The sequence below is a fragment of the Marivita sp. NO-S04 genome, assembly GCF_059070475.1.
In genome coordinates, this window is sequence record NZ_CM180980.1 from 2574751 (window position 1) to 2591310 (window position 16560).

A 16560-nucleotide genomic window follows, 5' to 3' on the forward strand; every position below is an offset into this window, starting at 1 on the left:
ATGGATCAGTTTACCATCAACCTGCTCTTTGTGGGCGCGTCCTTCGCGCTTTACATCGGCATCGCGATCTGGGCCCGCGCGGGATCCACATCGGAATTCTATGCCGCCGGTCGCGGCATTCACCCGGTCACCAACGGTATGGCGACAGCGGCGGACTGGATGTCTGCGGCATCGTTCATCTCGATGGCGGGTCTGATTGCCTTTACCGGCTATGACAACTCGACCTACCTTATGGGTTGGACAGGCGGTTACGTGCTTCTGGCACTGCTGCTGGCCCCTTATCTGCGCAAATTCGGCAAATACACCGTGTCCGAATTTATCGGTGATCGCTTCTACAGCCCGACAGCCCGCCTTGTGGCTGTGATTTCGCTCCTGGTGGCCTCATTGACCTACGTGATTGGTCAGATGACCGGTGTTGGCGTGGCCTTTGGCCGCTTCCTTGAGGTGAGCAACACCGCCGGCCTTTTGATCGGCGCCTGTGTGGTGTTCGCCTACGCGGTGTTCGGCGGCATGAAAGGTGTGACCTACACGCAGGTTGCGCAGTATGTCGTGTTGATCATGGCCTACACCATTCCGGCGGTCTTTATTTCGCTGCAACTGACCGGCAACCCGATCCCGGGTCTTGGCCTGTTCGGCGAACACCAGGCCAGCGGAGAACCGCTGCTTGCGAAGCTGGACCAGATCGTGGCCGAGCTTGGCTTTAACGAATACACGGCCCACCACGGCGACACGTTCAACATGGTGCTCTTTACCCTGTCGCTGATGATCGGGACGGCAGGTCTGCCGCACGTGATCATGCGCTTCTTCACTGTTCCCAAGGTTGCTGACGCACGTTGGTCCGCAGGCTGGGCGCTGGTCTTCATTGCGCTGCTGTACCTCACCGCTCCGGCTGTTGGTGCAATGGCCCGTCTGAACATCACCGAGCAGTTCTGGCCGAATGGCACGAGCGGCGAAGCGGTGTCGGTGGAACAGATCGAAACCGATCCGGCCTATGACTGGATGGCGACATGGCAGCAGACCGGCCTTCTGGGCTGGGAAGACAAGAACGGCGACGGCCGCATCCAGTATTACAACGATGCAAGCCCCGCGATGCAGGAACGTGCCGCAACCGAAGGCTGGGCTGGCAACGAGCTGACCAACTTCAACCGTGACATCCTTGTTCTGGCCAACCCCGAGATTGCCAACCTTCCCGGTTGGGTGATCGGTCTGGTGGCGGCGGGCGGCCTTGCGGCAGCCTTGTCGACAGCGGCGGGTCTCTTGCTGGCGATCTCGTCGGCGGTGTCTCACGACCTGATCAAGGGTCAGCTGAACCCAAGCATCTCGGAAAAGGGTGAACTTCTGTCCGCCCGGATCGCGATGGCGGTGGCGATTGCTGTTGCAACCTATCTGGGTCTCAATCCTCCGGGATTTGCGGCGCAAACCGTGGCTCTGGCCTTTGGTCTGGCAGCGGCGTCGATCTTCCCGGCACTGATGATGGGCATCTTCACGAAGGTGAACAACAAAGGTGCGGTTGCGGGTATGCTGACAGGTCTGATTGTGACCGTGATCTACATCTTTCTGCACAAGGGTTGGTTCTTCATCCCTGACACCAACAGCTTTACCGATGCTGATCCGCTGCTTGGCACGATCAAATCGACAAGCTTTGGCGCGGTTGGTGCCGTCATCAACTTCGCGGTGGCCTTCACCGTGTCCAAGATGACAGGTCCGATCCCGAAAGAGATCGAAGAGCTGGTCGAAAGCGTGCGGGTGCCCCGTGGCGCAGGCGCGGCTCAGGAACACTAAGCCAACAGGAGGCGTCGCCCTGGCGACGCCCCCCTGACAACGCGGTCCCGCGCCGGTATTCCGGGGCGGGACTTTTTACATAGGACGACAGGTCTTTTCATGACGCTTGATCCGCTTTCGATTGCCCAATTCTTGTCCGCAATCCATCCCTATGACGCGATGGAACCCGCGGCGCTGCAGACGTTGATCGACGCCTTGACCGTCAAAACCGTGACGGCTGGGGGTGAAATCTACGCGCTGAATGCGCCTTTGGACGGGTTGTATGTCGTGTATCGCGGCGACGTGGAGATCCGCGATGAACATGACGTGCCCATCTCGTTGCTGGGGCCACGCAATTCCTTTGGCGAACGCGGGCTGCTGCGCGACGGGGCCAGCCTGACTTCAGCCCGCGCAGTGAGCGATACAACCGTTCTTCTGCTTCCTGCCAAGCGGTTTCATCAGGCGATGAGCGAAGACCCGGCGTTCCGTCGATTCTTTGATCGCAGCCGGACCGAAAAGCCGAACACCGCCAATCTGGCGACCACGCGGGTCGAGGTGTTGATGGCGACCACCCCTCTCACCTGTCCGCCTGCCACCGATGTCCAGACCGCGGCCCGCCTGATGCGCGATGCACGCGTGTCGTCGATCTGCGTGGCCGACGGAGAAACGCTTACGGGCATCGCAACGATCCGCGATCTGTCGGGAAAGGTGGTCGGTGAAGGACTGCCGTTCGACACGCCGATCTCCACCATAATGACCCCAGACCCAGTCACCCTGCCCCCATCGGCCATCGGGTCAGACGTGCTGCACATGATGATGGAGCGGCGTATTGGGCATATCCCGGTCTGTCAGGCAGGCAAGCTGGTGGGCATTGTCACCCAAACCGATCTGACGCGGTTTCAGGCGGTCAGCTCCGCCGAGCTTGTGTCCGAGATTGCCCATTCCGACAGCGCCGAAGACATGGCCAAGGTCACCAAACGCATTCCGCAATTGCTGGCTCAGCTTGTGGCGGGCGGCAACCGTCACGAGGTCATCACCCGGCTGATCACTGACGTCGCCGACACGGTCACGCGCCGACTTTTGGCCTTGGCCGAAGAAAAGCTGGGCGCGCCGCCGGTGCCCTATCTCTGGCTCGCCTGCGGATCGCAGGGGCGCCAAGAGCAGACGGGCGTCAGCGATCAGGACAATTGTCTGTTTCTGGACGACAGCGTGACCGACGCCGACATGCCCTATTTCGAAGCGCTGGCTCGGTTCGTCTGCGACGGGCTGGACACCTGCGGTTATGTCTATTGTCCCGGCGACATGATGGCGACCAATCCGCGCTGGCGGCAGCCGGTGCGCGTCTGGCGCGACTATTTCGCGGGATGGATCAAGACACCCTCACCCGAGGCGCAGATGCTGGCCAGTGTCATGTTCGACCTTCGGCCCATTGGCGGAGCCACGCGGCTCTTCGAGGATTTGCAGGCCGAGACCCTGCGCAAAGCCTCAGCGAATTCGATCTTTGTGGCGCATATGGTGTCGAACTCGCTCAAACATACACCGCCGCTGGGGCTGTTGCGCGGCTTCGCGACGATCCGGTCCGGCGAGCACAAGAACATGATCGACCTCAAGCACAACGGCGTGGTGCCGGTGGTGGACCTGGGGCGCATCTACGCCTTGCAAGGCAAACTGACTGCGGTGAACACCGCCGCCCGGCTTGAGGCTGCGATTGCCGCCGGGGTGCTGAGCGCGTCTGGCGGGCAGGATCTGCGCGACGCCTATGACCTGATTGCCGAAACACGGCTTGAACATCAGGCAGAGCAGGTTCGCACTGGCATCATGCCAGACAATTTTCTAAGCCCGACAGATCTGTCGGACTTTGAGCGAAGTCATCTTCGGGATGCTTTCGTGGTGATAAAGTCGCTGCAATCGGCAGTTGGTCACGGGCGCGGCATGCTAAGCTGACGCGCATCGTTTGGGAGGACGATCTATGTTTCTGGAACTGATTGCGGTGATCGTGGCCGGCATTGCCGGGGCCGGTGTGATGATGCTCATCGCCCGCACACTGGGGGACCGGGTGCCAAATTGGTTGATCCCTGTGGCCGCAGGCGTGGCGATGCTGGGCACGACGATCAGCAGCGAATACAGCTGGTACAGCCGCACAGCCGAAGCCTTGCCCGAAGGCGTGGAGGTCGTCCAGACCGCTGAGAGTACGGCGTTCTACAGGCCCTGGACCTATCTTGCGCCCTACACCGATCGATTCATCGCACTGGATACGGGAAATGTGCGTACAAACACCGAAGATGCGGCGCTCTTCATGGCGGATGTCTATTTCTTTCGTCGGTGGAGCACAGTGCAAGCGGTGGAGCTTATGGTAAATTGCTCTACCGGTCAGCGCGCCGATCCGGCTTTTGGTGATGGTGGCGATCCGGTTTGGCGCGATGCGGTTGCGGATGATCCTATCATCAGTGGCGTCTGTGACAGGGGATAGTGCATGCTCTCGAGCCTCAGCCTGCGGGTCCGTATATTTCTGTTCTTTTGCCTTTTGGGATTTGGAGGTCTGGCCTCGGTCGGGGTGGCGCTGTGGTTCGGTTATAGCCGCGCGATCGAGACAACGGTCGCAAACGGATTTACCTTCGCTGCGATCCTTGCCGCGTTTCTGATCCTTGGGCTGACAGTGTCCATCTGGCTGCTTTTTGACGAAAACGTCGCCAAGCCCATCGAACGGTTGGCGGCGCAGATGCGCACCCGCGCGCATGCGGGTGTGGATGGTGCATTGGATATGCAAGCCGCTCGTTACCTTGGAGATCTGGCCCCGGCAGCGTCCGCGGTGGCACAACAGCTGACCGACACCGCATTGACCACAGCACAGGCAATCGCTTCGGAAACCGCAAGGCTGACTGCGGAAAAGGCCCGGCTGACCGCACTTTTGACCGAAATCCCGGTGGCCACCATCCTTGTCGGACCCAGCGGACAGATCGTGCTTTATGACGGACAGGGCGCAGAAGTGCTGGCGCAGTTGGGTGTGCCGCGCCTGAATGCCCAGATCACCGATTATTTCGACCCCAGTAGCCTTGGGGCCGCGGTCAGCAAACTAGGTCGCACCGGCATGGACGTGACGTTCACGGCGCAATCGCAAGATGCGACGCAAAGCTTTGACACAAAGCTGAAACCGATGGACGGCGGCGGATACCTGATGGTGATCGACAGCCAGACATTGGACATCTCGCCCGATGCAGCACGCCCGTTGGTCTATGATTTCGACCTGCTGGAACAGCGCAAGGGCGCCGCAGAGATGGACATCCTAGACCGTCCGCTGCGCAGCCTGTGTTATTCGGTGTTCGACACCGAGACCACTGGCCTTTTGCCACACAAGGACGATGTGGTGCAGCTGGGCGCGGTTCGGGTGCTGAATGGGCGCATCATCGAAGGTGAACAAATCAACCAGTTGGTCGATCCCGGTCGCCCGATCCCGCCCGGATCAACCAAGGTTCACAAGGTGACCGATGCGATGGTGCGTGGCCAGCCCGACATCCGCAAGGTCGGCAAGCGGTTCCACGATTTTTCCCGCGACGCGGTGATCGTCGCGCATAACGCGCCCTTCGACATGGCATTCCTGCACCGTCAGGCCAAAGACACCGGGGTCACGTGGGATCATCCAATCCTTGATACGGTTCTTTTGTCTGCTGTCCTGTTCGGAGCTAGCGAACGGCACACGCTGGATGCGCTCTGCGAAAGGCTTAACGTCACCATCCCGACAGAGCTGCGCCACACCGCGCTTGGCGATGCGCGTGCAACCGCTGAAGTGTTGGTGAAAATGCTACCGATGCTCGAGGCCCGCGGGCTGATCACCTTCGGTCAGGTGATCGAGGAGACGCGCCGGCATGGACGTCTCCTCGAAGATCTTAACTAAGCGGCACCTTCTTGCGTAGGGTGCTGCGGGTGATGGCGAACACCGTCACAAATGTCAGGAACCAGAAGAACCAGGTGATCGGCCCCCGGAACAGGATGCTGGGATCACTGCCTGACATCAGCATCGACTGGCGGAAATTGTCCTCAAGCAACGGCCCAAGGATGAACGCGATCAGGAACGGGGCTGCCGGGATGCGGTTGCGCATCATGATATAGCCAACCCAGCCCATGACGAACATCACACCCACGTCGAAGATGTTGTTGTTCACTGCAAAGACGCCGTAGATGCACAGGATCAACACACCGGGCATCAGGATGCGCTTGGGCACGTCGGCCACGAAGCGGAACCCCCGGATCGCGACTGAGCCGACAAGGAGCAGGAAGACGGAACTGACGATCAGGCCAATGAAAAGACCGTAGATGATGTCCACGTTCAGGATGAACATCATAGGGCCAGGTTGCAGCCCGTGTACCATGAAGGCACCGATGATGATCGCGGTGATCACGTCACCTGGAACACCCAGCGCCAGAAGCGGGATCAGTGTTGCGCCGGCAACGCCGTTATTGCCTGCCTCTGAGGCTGCAACCCCCTCAATCTCGCCCTTGCCGAAATTGTCCTTGTTCTTGGAGGTACGCCGCGCTTCGGAATAGCTGAGAAAGGCCGAAGGGGCGGCCCCGATGCCGGGGATGGAGCCAAGGAACACGCCGATCATGCTGCCCCGGATGATGCTTTTGAAGCTGTTCTTGTAGTCCGCCCAAGTGCAGCGCGATTTGCCCAGAGCACGGGTCTTTCCCAGATGCGCCACCGGATTCCACGCCATCGAGATGATCTCGGGGATGGCAAAAAGACCGATCAGCACCGCGATGAAGTTCAGCCCCCCCATCATGTTCGGATTGCCCAGCGTGAAGCGGTTGGTGCCATAGACCAGATCAAGACCGATGGTCGCAAGAAGCAGCCCCGCCAAAGCTGACAGCGCCCCGCGCAGCAGGCTTTCGCCCGACACGCCCGCGATGATGGTCAGCGAGAACAGGATCAGCGCAAAGAACTCGGGCGGGCCGAAGTTGAGCGCGAATGACGCAAGCCACCCTGCAAAGAGGATCAGCGCGAGGTTCGAAACTGCGTCCGCCGTACAGGACGCGTAAAGCGCCATGCCCAGCGCGCGCCCCGCCTCGCCGCGTTCAGCCATCGGGTGGCCGTCAAGGATCGTCGCAGACGATGCCGGTGTGCCCGGTGTTTTGATCAGGATGGCGGGGATCGAGCCGCCAAAGATGCCGCCCTTGTAGACCCCCAGCAAAAGCAGGATCGCGTTGATCGGCGTCATCGCAAAGGTGAAGGGCAAGGTCAGCGCCACAGCCATCGTCGCGGACAATCCGGGGATTGCCCCGGCAATGACCCCGACCGTAAGGCCGATGAATAGCATCAGGAAGGCTTCGATATTTCCGACCAGCGCAAAGCCGGCGGCGAGGGAGTCCATCAGGCTCATGGCAGCCTCACGAATTCACCCTGCGGGATCGCCACACCGGCGACATGCGCAAAGAACGCGTAAAGCAGCAGCGGCACAATCACCGCGCAGACAACGGCCGCCACCGGGTGCCGCGTGCGGAACAGAAAAGCACAGGCCGCAAAGGCCAGCATCGCTGTCCAGACCATGCCCAGAAGCGGCAGACCGACCATGACAAGCACCATGATCACCCCCAAGGCACCAAGCCGCATCCACGGTGCCGAGCCTTCGGGATGGCCGGTTTCCTCGTCCTCGAACGGGGTGTCTGTCGCCGAGGTGACTGCGTTGAACAGCAGACCAAGTCCAATAATTGCAGTGAACCCGGCCAGAACATAGGGCCAGAATTTCGGCGACAAAATAATGTTGCCGACATTGGATGGCGAGAAGACATAGGTGGGAATGGCGTAGAACACGAGGAAAAGCGCGAACAGGGATGCAACGATCCCCAGGCGCAGGTGCAGCGATTTCTGGGACATTGGCAAGTGGGCTCCGCAGGTGGAAACGCCGAGGCCAAACGGCCCCGGCGCAAGTCAGGTCTGGGTCATCGGGTCAGGGCCTCAGCCTTCGATCCGCATTCCCAACTCGTCGACCAGTGCCTTGAACACCGTGTACTGACCATTGATGAAGTCGATGGCCTCTTCCGGGTTCATCACATCGATGACCGAGCCCATGGAGCCCATGGTTTCGGCGAACTTGGCATCCTGTGCAGCTTCGGTGATCCAGTTGCCCCATTTGGCACTGACATCATCCGGCAGCCCGGCAGGTCCGGCAATCCCGGTCCAGCCAACCAACGCGTTCAGGCGCGGCTTGCCCAGGTCGTTCGCGGTGGGAGCATCAAAGCCGACAACCGGCTCTTCGGTGGTGACCATCAGCGCCTTGAGCTGGTTGTTCGCCACGAAATTCGCCAGAGCGGATGTGTTGGTGCAAATAAAGGTCGCGGTACCGTTCAGAACTGCTGTTGCAGCCGCGCCGCCCCCCTGCTGGGGAATGTGCGTGGCCTCGGTCAGCGGGTTTTCGACGCCGAATTCCTTGAGCACCATCGCGCCCGCCAGATGCAGCAACGATCCAACGCCGGACGAGCTGTAGCTCACACCACCCTCGGCCACTTTCGCAACCAGATCATCCATCGATTCGATGCCGCTGTCCGGGCGCACCGCGCAGGCCACCGGGTTGATCTCGTAGACAGTTACAAACCGGAAATCGTCCAGCGTATAGGGCAATGTCGCCTTCATCGCCGGGTTCACCGAATGCGATCCGACACGTGCGAAAAGCATCGTGTAGCCATCTGGCTTGGCGTTCTGCACCGCGACCGATCCAGTCGCGCCGCCTGCCCCGGTGACGTTCGCCATGATAAGCGGCTTGCCCGCCGCAGTGCCCAATGCTTCGGCAATGGTACGTGCGGAAATGTCCGTGGCGCCACCGGCGCCGTAAGGAATGATCATGTTGATCGGGCGTTCAGGGTATTCCGCCATTGCCGTTCCAGCAATGAGGCCCACCCCGAGCGCCAATGCCGACCCTAGAGTCCGTAGTTTCATAGTCTCCTCCCAAATTGAAATTTTGGCCCTATTGCGGGCTCTTGACTTACGTTAACCTTAAGTAGAGCTTTGACGAAGAAATAAAAAATTACAAGTTCTGTAAGCAAAACGAACAAAAACACCTCTATGTCCATCCGATTGCTAAAAACGCTGGTCGCCGTTGCCGACCACAAGACCTTCAGCGCGGCAGCGGATGCGGTGTTCATCACCCATGCAGCCGTCAGTCAGCAGATGCGGACGCTTGAGACCGATCTCGGCATCTCCCTGTTCGACCGCAGCCACCGGACCCCGGAATTGACACCGTTGGGCCGTGCGGTGGTTGCCCGTGCCCGCAAGCTTGTACTGGACTACGACAACCTTGTGCCTTCGGTGCTGGGCGATGACGGGCTGACCGGCGACGTTGTTTTGGGGGCGGTGCCAACGACGCTGATTGGTCTTGCTCCGCTGTCGATGTCGATCCTGCGGGCAAAGTTCCCTGACCTTCGAGTGCGGATCACACCAGCTTTAACGGCCGCCTTGTTGTCGGGCCTCGACCGTGGACATTACGATGTCGCCATTGTCACCAAGCCTGTACTGATGCCACTTGGCCTTGTCTTTCTGGAAATCGCGGAAGAGCCGCTGCACCTGATCACAGGGGCGGAGGTCACTGAAACAAACCCTGCCAAGATCCTCGAAACACAGCCCTTTATCCGCTTCAACCGCGACGCGGTTGTCGGCACGCTGATTGAAACATGGTTGCAGGAAAACGGCATCCGCGTCAGCGAAGCGATGGAGCTTGAGAACCTCGAGGCGATTTCGAGCATGGTGCATGCGAACCTTGGTGTCTCGATTGTGCCACGCCCCTGCGTGACCAGCGCCTACACGATTCCGCTGAACCGGGTCACGCTGGGGCCCAAGCCACCATCCCGGGTTCTGGGTCTGGCCTATCGCAAGGAACACCCCAAACTGCGCGTGATCGAGGAAATCCATGCAGCTCTGTTGCGCGCGGTTGAAGTGCAAGCTGCGGGATCGACACCCACATTACTGGAGGCGCCATGACGACCACGGCGATCCTTTTCATCACTCTTGGCGCTTTTGCCGGGGGGTTCGTCAACGGATTGGCAGGCACTGGGACCGCGCTTTTCGCGCTGGGTTTCCTCCTTGTTGCGCTGGACCCGATCAGTGCCGTGGCTGTCGTGTCGCTGATGTCCGTGGTCACTGGAATTCAGGGCCTGTGGGTGGTGCGCGAGGCACTGACCCGCAATGTTCCGCGACTGATGCGCTTTATCATCCCTGGCCTCTTGGGTGTGCCTGTGGGTATCTCACTGCTCAGCTTCATCGACGCGGATACGCTCAAACTGATTATTGGTGTGCTCTTGCTGGTTTACGGCGGCTTCTTCAGTTTTCGCGCCAACCTGCCCAAATTCGAACGACGCACGCCGGTGCTCGATTCCCTGATCGGGCTGAGCGGCGGGGTGCTGGGCGGTATGGCCTCGCTCTCTGGTGCTCTGCCCGTCATCTGGTGTTCGATGCGCCCTTGGCCCAAGGCCGAAACCCGCGCCGTGCTGCAACCCTTTAACATGAGCGTTCTGTTTACCACGACCGTCATGCTGTGGTGGCGTGGCGCATATACTGCGCCCACGGTCACTGCCTTCCTGATCGCCCTGCCCACATCACTGGTGGCTGCACAGATCGGCATTGCGGTTTTCCGGCGCATCTCGGACAACATCTTCAGACGGCTGCTGATCGGGCTGTCCCTGCTTTTGGGGCTGGGCATCCTGATCCGTGCGCTGGTTTGACCTTAACCTGAACCGGAGGACACCACGTGCTGACACTCTACTACGCCAAGGGATCATCCGCCCTCGCCCCACATATACTGCTGGAAGAGGTCGGTGCAGAATACGCGGTGCACGAGGTGCCGATTGCCAAAGGGGCGAACACGGAACCCGCTTATCTTGAAATCAACCCCAAGGCCCGGGTGCCCGCGCTGATGACTCCAAATGGCGTGATCACCGAAAATCCAGCCATTCTGACCTATATCGCAGCAACTCATCCGCAAGCGCATATGCTGCCCGACACGCCATTCGAGCGCGCCGAGGCCGATGCGCTGTGTGCCTATCTCTGTGCCACCGCGCATGTGGCCTTTGCCCATATGCAACGCGGCGCCCGTTGGGCTGACAGTGCCGAAGCCCACGCATCAATGAAAGCCAAGGTCGCCAGCAACCTGCGCGACTGCGCCAAAGTGGTCGAAACCCACCACCTCAAGGGGCCGTGGGCGATGGGGGACCGCTATACGTTCTGCGATGCCTACCTGTTTCTGATGCCACGTTGGATGGAAAAGGCTGGGGTCGATCTGTCAGACTATCCCAAACTGGCCGCGCATCACGACGCGATGCTGCACCGCCCGGCAACATTGGCCGTGATGGCGGTGCACGGGATCTAGATCAGGTCACAACCGGAGCCGGCGTGCCGTCGATGATCACATTGACACAGGCCGGCTTGCCCGACGCGATGGCCGCGTGCAGCGCAGCAGGCACTTCGGCAAGGTCGGTCACATAGGCTCCGAACCCGCCCAGCGCCGTCACCACCTCATCATAGCGCGCACCGCTAAGATCGCAGCCATGCACCCTTTCCTCTCCAAACTCGCGGATCTGGATCTGGTGTTCGGCGTTCCAACGCAGGTCATTGCCGATCACCGCCACAAAAGGCAGGTTTTCGCGTACTGCCGTTTCAAACTCGGGCAGATGGAACCCTGCCGTGCCGTCCCCCATGAGAGCGACCACCGTCGCCTCGGGGTCTGCCGCACGGGCCGCCATCGCATAGCAGATGCCTCCACCAATGGACCCGGACACACCGTTGATGATCCGCCGCGGGGCTGAAGCGGACGCCTGCGCCCATTGACCGAATTCGCCGCCATCGCAGACCAGAACCGGGTTCGGCGCGTCTTGCAGCACCGCATGAACGGCGGTGCATAAAGCGTTGGATGTCAACGCACCCCCTGCCCCAGCCTCGCTTCGCCGCGTGCAGGCAGCACGTACTTTCTCAAGCCAGTCACCCTTGCTCTCCGAGGCTGACCCAAAGGCCAGCCCCCGCGCCACATCGACTGGATCAGCCTTAACGCTGCGTGTCAGACGTTCCGCGCAATTGCGCCGCGCGCGGGACAGCTCCTCTGGATCGGCATGAACCACAGCCCAGCCCGCCTTGGGGGCCGCGGCCCCGAATTGCAGTGTGAAATCCAAGGGCTTGCCCAACAAGAGCACACGGTCCGCCTGGGCAAACACCTGCGCCACCGCACCCAACGAAGGATCGTTGAGCCCGCGCGGGCTTTCCATCACCACCACCGGTGCTCCAGTGGCCAATTCCAGCTTGCCCGCCAATCCCGGTTGCCGGGTTGCATTCAGGGACGGGCCAAAGACGACCATCGGTCGCTGGGCCGCGCCAAGCCAATCGCGCAGGTCTGCGACGTTCGTCGGCTCAGGCGGCGAGATTGAGATCGTTGTCGCGGTCTCGGCCGCCGCCAGCACCACATCGGCGGGCAAAGACACATGAACCGGGCCCGGCCGCCCCTGCATCGCCACGCGCACCGCTTTGTCGATCACCTTGGCCAGATCAGCAGCCCGCGTCACCCGCACCGACCACTTGGTCAACGACTGGGTTAGCGCAACCTGATCCATCTCCTGAAACGCGCCCAGCCCGTCTTTGCCGACGGGGCTGTCGCCACTTAGCAGAAGCACCGGCGTGTCCGACGCCCGCGCCGTCAGAAGCGGCCCCAACGCATTGCCCAGCCCTGCACCGGCGGTCACCAGTGCCACACCCAGACCGCGTGACAGCTGCGCATAGCCTTCGGCCATATAGACAGTCGCCGCCTCGTGCCGGGTGTGATACAGCCGGATGCCCGCATCAAGGCTCGCATCGAAGAGCGGCATGATCTGGTTACCCGACAGCGCGAAGACGTCTTTGACCCCATGCGCGGCAAGGGTCTGCATCACCACATCTGCACCACGCATCATGTTGTGGCCTCGGCCACATGCACCCGCACACGGTGCACGGAATTGTTGGCAAAACCTGCCATGTCGAACGGCGCTTCAAGCGGTTGCGTGTTCCCGTTGGCATCCGTCGCGCTACAGGCGAGGTCGTAAACGCCCGGCGTCGCATCCCAGTCAATGCGCCACCCCGTCCAGGCGTAAGTGTCAGGACGACCCGACAACTCGGCCTCGTGCCATGTGTCGCCCAGTAGCACCTCGACCTTTGTGATCGGCACCCCACCCCCGGACCATGCGCGCCCTTCCAACGTCACAAGTCCCGCCTTCAGCCAGCGCTGGCGTGTGACCCAATCCGGCACGCCCGGCGGTTTCATCAGCGATTTGACACGGATCGTGGTGATTGGCGTGCCGGGATCGTTGTCGTCCTTGCGCAGGCGGTAAGTCTGCACCTGCTGGAACCCCTGATAGCGCTCTGTCAGCGCCTCGATCCCGGTCAGCCATTTGACCGACGCCATCCCGTACCACCCCGGCACGATGATCCGCAAAGGTGCGCCGTGTTGCGGCAAAAGCGGGTGTCCGTTCATGCCCCAGACCAGCATAATGTCCAATTCAGCAATCTGATCCGGTGTTAGGCTGCGGCCAAAGCAATGCGGCTGGCCTTTGTCGAAGCCATAGTCCGCACCAAGGAACGCGAAATCCTGCACGCCGCTCTGCGGTTTAGCCCGTTCCAAAAGTGGCGCAAGCGGCGTTCCGGTCCATTCGGACGTTCCCACCGCCTCGTACATCCATGGCATCGAAAAACAGCGCGGGCTGACCCCGGCCCGACCATTGCCGGCACATTCCAGCGTCACAGGCCGCGTGACCTGCGGCAGCGCGCGGATCTCGTCCATTGTGATGGAATAAGGCGCATCGAACGCGCCCTCGAAGGCCAGCACGTGGTTGGCCTCTGACAACACCGGCACATCGAAATGGTTGAGCAGATAATGCGTGCCCGTGGGTGTGATCTCGAGCCCCAATGTCTCCAGCAACGCGCCCGAATTGCGGTTCGCAAGTGCCACTTCCTCGGGCGAGAACACGCCTTCGGTCACCTCCGGGCGCTTGGCCCCCGGCGCAAATGGGTTGTGGATCATATCACCTCGTCCGACCGGTCGTCGCTTTCGCCATAGCGCTTGAGCACGGCGGGTTTCGTGTCTTCATACACCCGCGCGATGTTCTGCGCGATCTTGGCATTCTCCCGTTCGAACAGGCAATCGCCATTCATGTCCGAGGCCACGATAAACGGCCCCATCTTGTTGCACTTTATGACCCACATGGCCTGCGCGAGACCAAGCTCTTCGTTCCAATGCACCGCTTCGACGTTTTCGACCCCGCGACCAAGCAAAGCCCCCGTGCCATAGCCCACGGTCGAAAGGTACACCGCGCCATTGGGCACGAAGTAGGATTTGTAATCCTTGGAGGTCATGCCCCCCTTGCCGATGATCAGCTTGGCACCGGTTTTCTCCATCCATTCCGGCAGCCATTTGGCAAAACGGAAGGACGCTGTGGCGGTCACCGCCCCCATATCGAACGACCCATCCGCGTTGATCCGCGCGGCGGGCGAACAGTGGAAATTCGCTGCACTTTCCGACGGCAATTCCATGGGGATATTGGCTTTTTCCTCGAGCGCCCGCATATAGACGCCTTCGCGCGCCGTATACATCAGGCCGTCTAGGTACACGATGTCCCCCAACCGAAGCTCCGCAATCGCTTCGGGTGTGGGTGTGGTGGACAAACGTATCTCGCGCGGTTTCATGGCGTGACCTTTTCTAGCGAATTGGCAACGATATCAGCGGTGTGCTGACCCAGTGTCGGCACGGGCTCAAGGCGATCCGGCCCCCAAGGCGCGCTAAAGGGCAACGCTGGCGCGCGAACAGTTATGCCAAGCTGCGGCACCTCCAGCGGCAACCATGCGCAGCTGGTCTTCATCTGGGAATGGTCCAGCGCCTCGGCCAACGTCCGCACCTTGGCCGCAGGCACGTTGGCGGCGGATAACCGGTCTTCCCAAGTTTGCGCATCGTCGCTGAGAAAGACCTGTCTCAGCGTGTCAGCGATCCGGTTGTTGTCCGGCTGGTCTGCCGAAGCGGGCCGACCGATAGCTACGCAAAGTCGCGTGGCCTGCGCGGGCGTGTTGGCGGTGATGACAAGTAAGCCCTCGGCGGTGTCGAACCGGCCCGAAAACGGCGTATCGGCAAAGGCGCGGTTGCCTTCCAGCCCGCGCAGCTTGCCTGTCGTTTCGTGATGGATCGCGTACGCCCCCATGAAGGTCGTCATGGCGTCCAGCATCGACACGGACAGGCGCTGCGCCTCACCCGGCTTGCGCGCCTTTTGCAAGAGCGCGGCAAGCAGCGCCGCCACCAGCGCCTGCCCTGCCACGTAATCGACAATGGGCAAGCCCACCCGCATCGGCCCGCTGCCCGGCTCTCCGGTCATCGCCATTAGGCCGCTGATGCCTTGAAGAATGTGATCATAGGCCGGGCGATTGGACAATGGCCCATCTGCGCCATACCCATTGAGGCTGGCATAGATGATATCGGGCCGAACACCCCGGATATCGTCGTACCCGACGCCCAGCTTTTCCACGATTCCGGGGCGGAAATTCTCGACCATCACATCAGCAGTCTTGGCCAGTTCCAGAAGTTGCGCGCGTTGGTCGGGGTCTTTGAGGTTTAGAACAATGGATCGCTTGCCACTGTTCTGGCTCAGGAACGACGCACCCAACCCCGCGTCCTTCATCGCCTGAGTGCCACCGTGGCGGCGCACGAAGTCGTCACTGTTCGGGCGTTCCACCCGGATCACTTCAGCCCCCATGAGGGCCAGTTGACCGGTCGCATATGGCCCGGCAAGAACATGGGTCAGATCGAGGACCCGTACACCTGTAAGAGGACCATCACTGGTCATTCCGCCGCCTCTTGCATCGGCTCCCACTCGACGGTCTCGCGCCGTTGGTAGGGGGTAAACCAATCCGGGTCGGTGCGGTGTTCCACCCGGCCATCGGGATAAATCCGCGCCACCGCACGCCGCGAGGACAGACAAAACGCGTGCACCGACATGGGCATCCCGCCAGTGTGGCAGTACCCAACTTCAATGTTGCAGTCGATGACCATGTTCTTACCGACAAACCCCATCGCGCCCATGCCGATGGAGTTGCCCAGTTCCTTGAACTCGTCCTCCATCTCTGCGATGCGCGGATCAGAATTGCGGCTGCCGACGGTGCGCAGCACGGAGGCCCGTTTGCCAAGCGTCATGCAGATGTCTTTTGACCCGCCCAGCCCGATCCCAATGATCGCAGGCTGACAGGCCAGACCCCGCTTGCCAAAGGCCATCAGACTGTCGAGGTAGAAGCGCTTGATCCCCTGAATGCCATCGGACGGGAACAGCATCCGGTAATCGGTGCCAAACAGTCCGCCCTTATGCACGGTGATCAGGTCGATCCAATCGCCTTCGGGTTCGAACCCGAATTCGATCTCGGGCGCGCCGATCCCTACGTTGTTGTTGTGATCCGTCCGCCACAGCGGATGCACCCGGTTGGGCCGCAACGGCACGCCATTGGTGGCGATGGCCGTGGCCCGCCGCAGCGCGGTCTCCAAAGCGCACATGCCGCCTTCGACCTTGGCGTCATTGCCCAGCTTAACGAACCAGCGCGGCACACCCGTGTCACCACACATGGCACGGCGGTCTTCCTTGGCCGCCTCGTAATTGTCGAGCATCGCCTTGAGCACGAAGGACGACAAATCCCCGTCCTCAGTCTCGGCAGCCTTCTGCAACCCATCAAGGTAATCCTCGGGGATCTCGATGGCGGCTTTATCCATCAGGGTTTCGGCGGTTTTCTGGATCAGATCTATCGGGATCATGCTGTGCCTCGCTTGTGAG

15 protein-coding genes are annotated in these 16560 nt (G+C 60.9%); 7 read left to right on the plus strand and 8 right to left on the minus strand.

Going from position 1 to position 16560, the window contains the following annotated elements:
- From ACK3EW_RS13160 to ACK3EW_RS13175, 4 genes are all read left to right on the plus strand, one after another.
- Entirely contained in the window at positions 1-1782 is a 1782-nt protein-coding gene (locus ACK3EW_RS13160) for a sodium:solute symporter family protein (protein ID WP_493806587.1), read from the plus strand.
- Positions 1783-1881: 99 nt separating this feature from the next.
- Positions 1882-3705 carry a DUF294 nucleotidyltransferase-like domain-containing protein gene (locus ACK3EW_RS13165; RefSeq protein ID WP_493806588.1) on the plus strand — a complete coding sequence of 608 codons (1824 nt, stop codon included), beginning with the start codon at positions 1882-1884 and terminating at the stop codon, positions 3703-3705.
- Positions 3706-3730: 25 nt separating this feature from the next.
- Positions 3731-4231, plus strand: coding sequence for a hypothetical protein (locus tag ACK3EW_RS13170; RefSeq protein WP_439119768.1), 501 nt, complete (start codon positions 3731-3733; stop codon positions 4229-4231).
- 3 nt (positions 4232-4234) lie between these two features.
- A complete protein-coding gene (locus ACK3EW_RS13175) occupies positions 4235-5653 on the plus strand; it encodes a 3'-5' exonuclease (RefSeq protein WP_493806589.1) in 1419 nt (472 codons plus the stop codon).
- Here ACK3EW_RS13175 and ACK3EW_RS13180 read toward each other — a convergent pair.
- The 3 genes from ACK3EW_RS13180 to ACK3EW_RS13190 all read right to left on the minus strand — a co-directional run bounded on the left by ACK3EW_RS13180 (position 5646) and on the right by ACK3EW_RS13190 (position 8689).
- Positions 5646-7136 carry a tripartite tricarboxylate transporter permease gene (locus ACK3EW_RS13180; protein ID WP_085629170.1) on the minus strand — a complete coding sequence of 497 codons (1491 nt, stop codon included), beginning with the start codon at positions 7134-7136 and terminating at the stop codon, positions 5646-5648. The genes ACK3EW_RS13175 and ACK3EW_RS13180 overlap by 8 nt on opposite strands.
- Entirely contained in the window at positions 7133-7630 is a 498-nt protein-coding gene (locus ACK3EW_RS13185) for a tripartite tricarboxylate transporter TctB family protein (protein WP_493806590.1), read from the minus strand. Before ACK3EW_RS13185 ends, ACK3EW_RS13180 begins: the two co-directional genes overlap by 4 nt.
- 81 nt (positions 7631-7711) lie before the next feature.
- A complete protein-coding gene (locus ACK3EW_RS13190; protein ID WP_085629168.1) occupies positions 7712-8689 on the minus strand; it encodes a Bug family tripartite tricarboxylate transporter substrate binding protein in 978 nt (325 codons plus the stop codon).
- A 126-nt stretch (positions 8690-8815) separates the two neighbouring features.
- On the opposite strand from ACK3EW_RS13190, the gene ACK3EW_RS13195 reads away from it, so the two are divergent.
- Genes ACK3EW_RS13195 through ACK3EW_RS13205 form a run of 3 tightly spaced genes read left to right on the plus strand, consistent with a single transcriptional unit; the run spans position 8816 to position 11111 of the window.
- Positions 8816-9727 (plus strand): LysR family transcriptional regulator, encoded by a 912-nt coding sequence (locus tag ACK3EW_RS13195; protein WP_493806591.1) that lies wholly within the window; start codon positions 8816-8818, stop codon positions 9725-9727.
- Positions 9724-10467 (plus strand): sulfite exporter TauE/SafE family protein, encoded by a 744-nt coding sequence (locus ACK3EW_RS13200; RefSeq protein WP_493806592.1) that lies wholly within the window; start codon positions 9724-9726, stop codon positions 10465-10467. Before ACK3EW_RS13195 ends, ACK3EW_RS13200 begins: the two co-directional genes overlap by 4 nt.
- Before the next feature lie 26 nt (positions 10468-10493).
- Positions 10494-11111 (plus strand): glutathione S-transferase family protein, encoded by a 618-nt coding sequence (locus ACK3EW_RS13205; protein WP_493806593.1) that lies wholly within the window; start codon positions 10494-10496, stop codon positions 11109-11111.
- A 1-nt stretch (position 11112) separates the two neighbouring features.
- Here the strand turns inward: ACK3EW_RS13205 and ACK3EW_RS13210 are convergent, their stop codons facing one another.
- The 5 genes from ACK3EW_RS13210 to ACK3EW_RS13230 are packed head-to-tail and all read right to left on the minus strand — an operon-like array spanning position 11113 to position 16541.
- Positions 11113-12678, minus strand: a complete 1566-nt coding sequence (locus ACK3EW_RS13210) for a thiamine pyrophosphate-binding protein (RefSeq protein WP_493806594.1) — start codon at positions 12676-12678, stop codon at positions 11113-11115.
- A complete protein-coding gene (locus ACK3EW_RS13215; RefSeq protein ID WP_493806595.1) occupies positions 12675-13781 on the minus strand; it encodes a molybdopterin-dependent oxidoreductase in 1107 nt (368 codons plus the stop codon). The genes ACK3EW_RS13210 and ACK3EW_RS13215 overlap by 4 nt, the downstream gene beginning before the upstream one ends.
- Positions 13778-14443 (minus strand): fumarate hydratase C-terminal domain-containing protein, encoded by a 666-nt coding sequence (locus tag ACK3EW_RS13220; RefSeq protein ID WP_493806596.1) that lies wholly within the window; start codon positions 14441-14443, stop codon positions 13778-13780. The genes ACK3EW_RS13215 and ACK3EW_RS13220 overlap by 4 nt, the downstream gene beginning before the upstream one ends.
- On the minus strand, positions 14440-15588 hold the full coding sequence (locus ACK3EW_RS13225; RefSeq protein ID WP_493806597.1) for a CaiB/BaiF CoA transferase family protein: 1149 nt from the start codon (positions 15586-15588) through the stop codon (positions 14440-14442). The genes ACK3EW_RS13220 and ACK3EW_RS13225 overlap by 4 nt, the downstream gene beginning before the upstream one ends.
- A complete protein-coding gene (locus ACK3EW_RS13230; RefSeq protein WP_493806598.1) occupies positions 15585-16541 on the minus strand; it encodes a fumarate hydratase in 957 nt (318 codons plus the stop codon). Before ACK3EW_RS13230 ends, ACK3EW_RS13225 begins: the two co-directional genes overlap by 4 nt.
- Positions 16542-16560 lie beyond the last annotated feature (19 nt).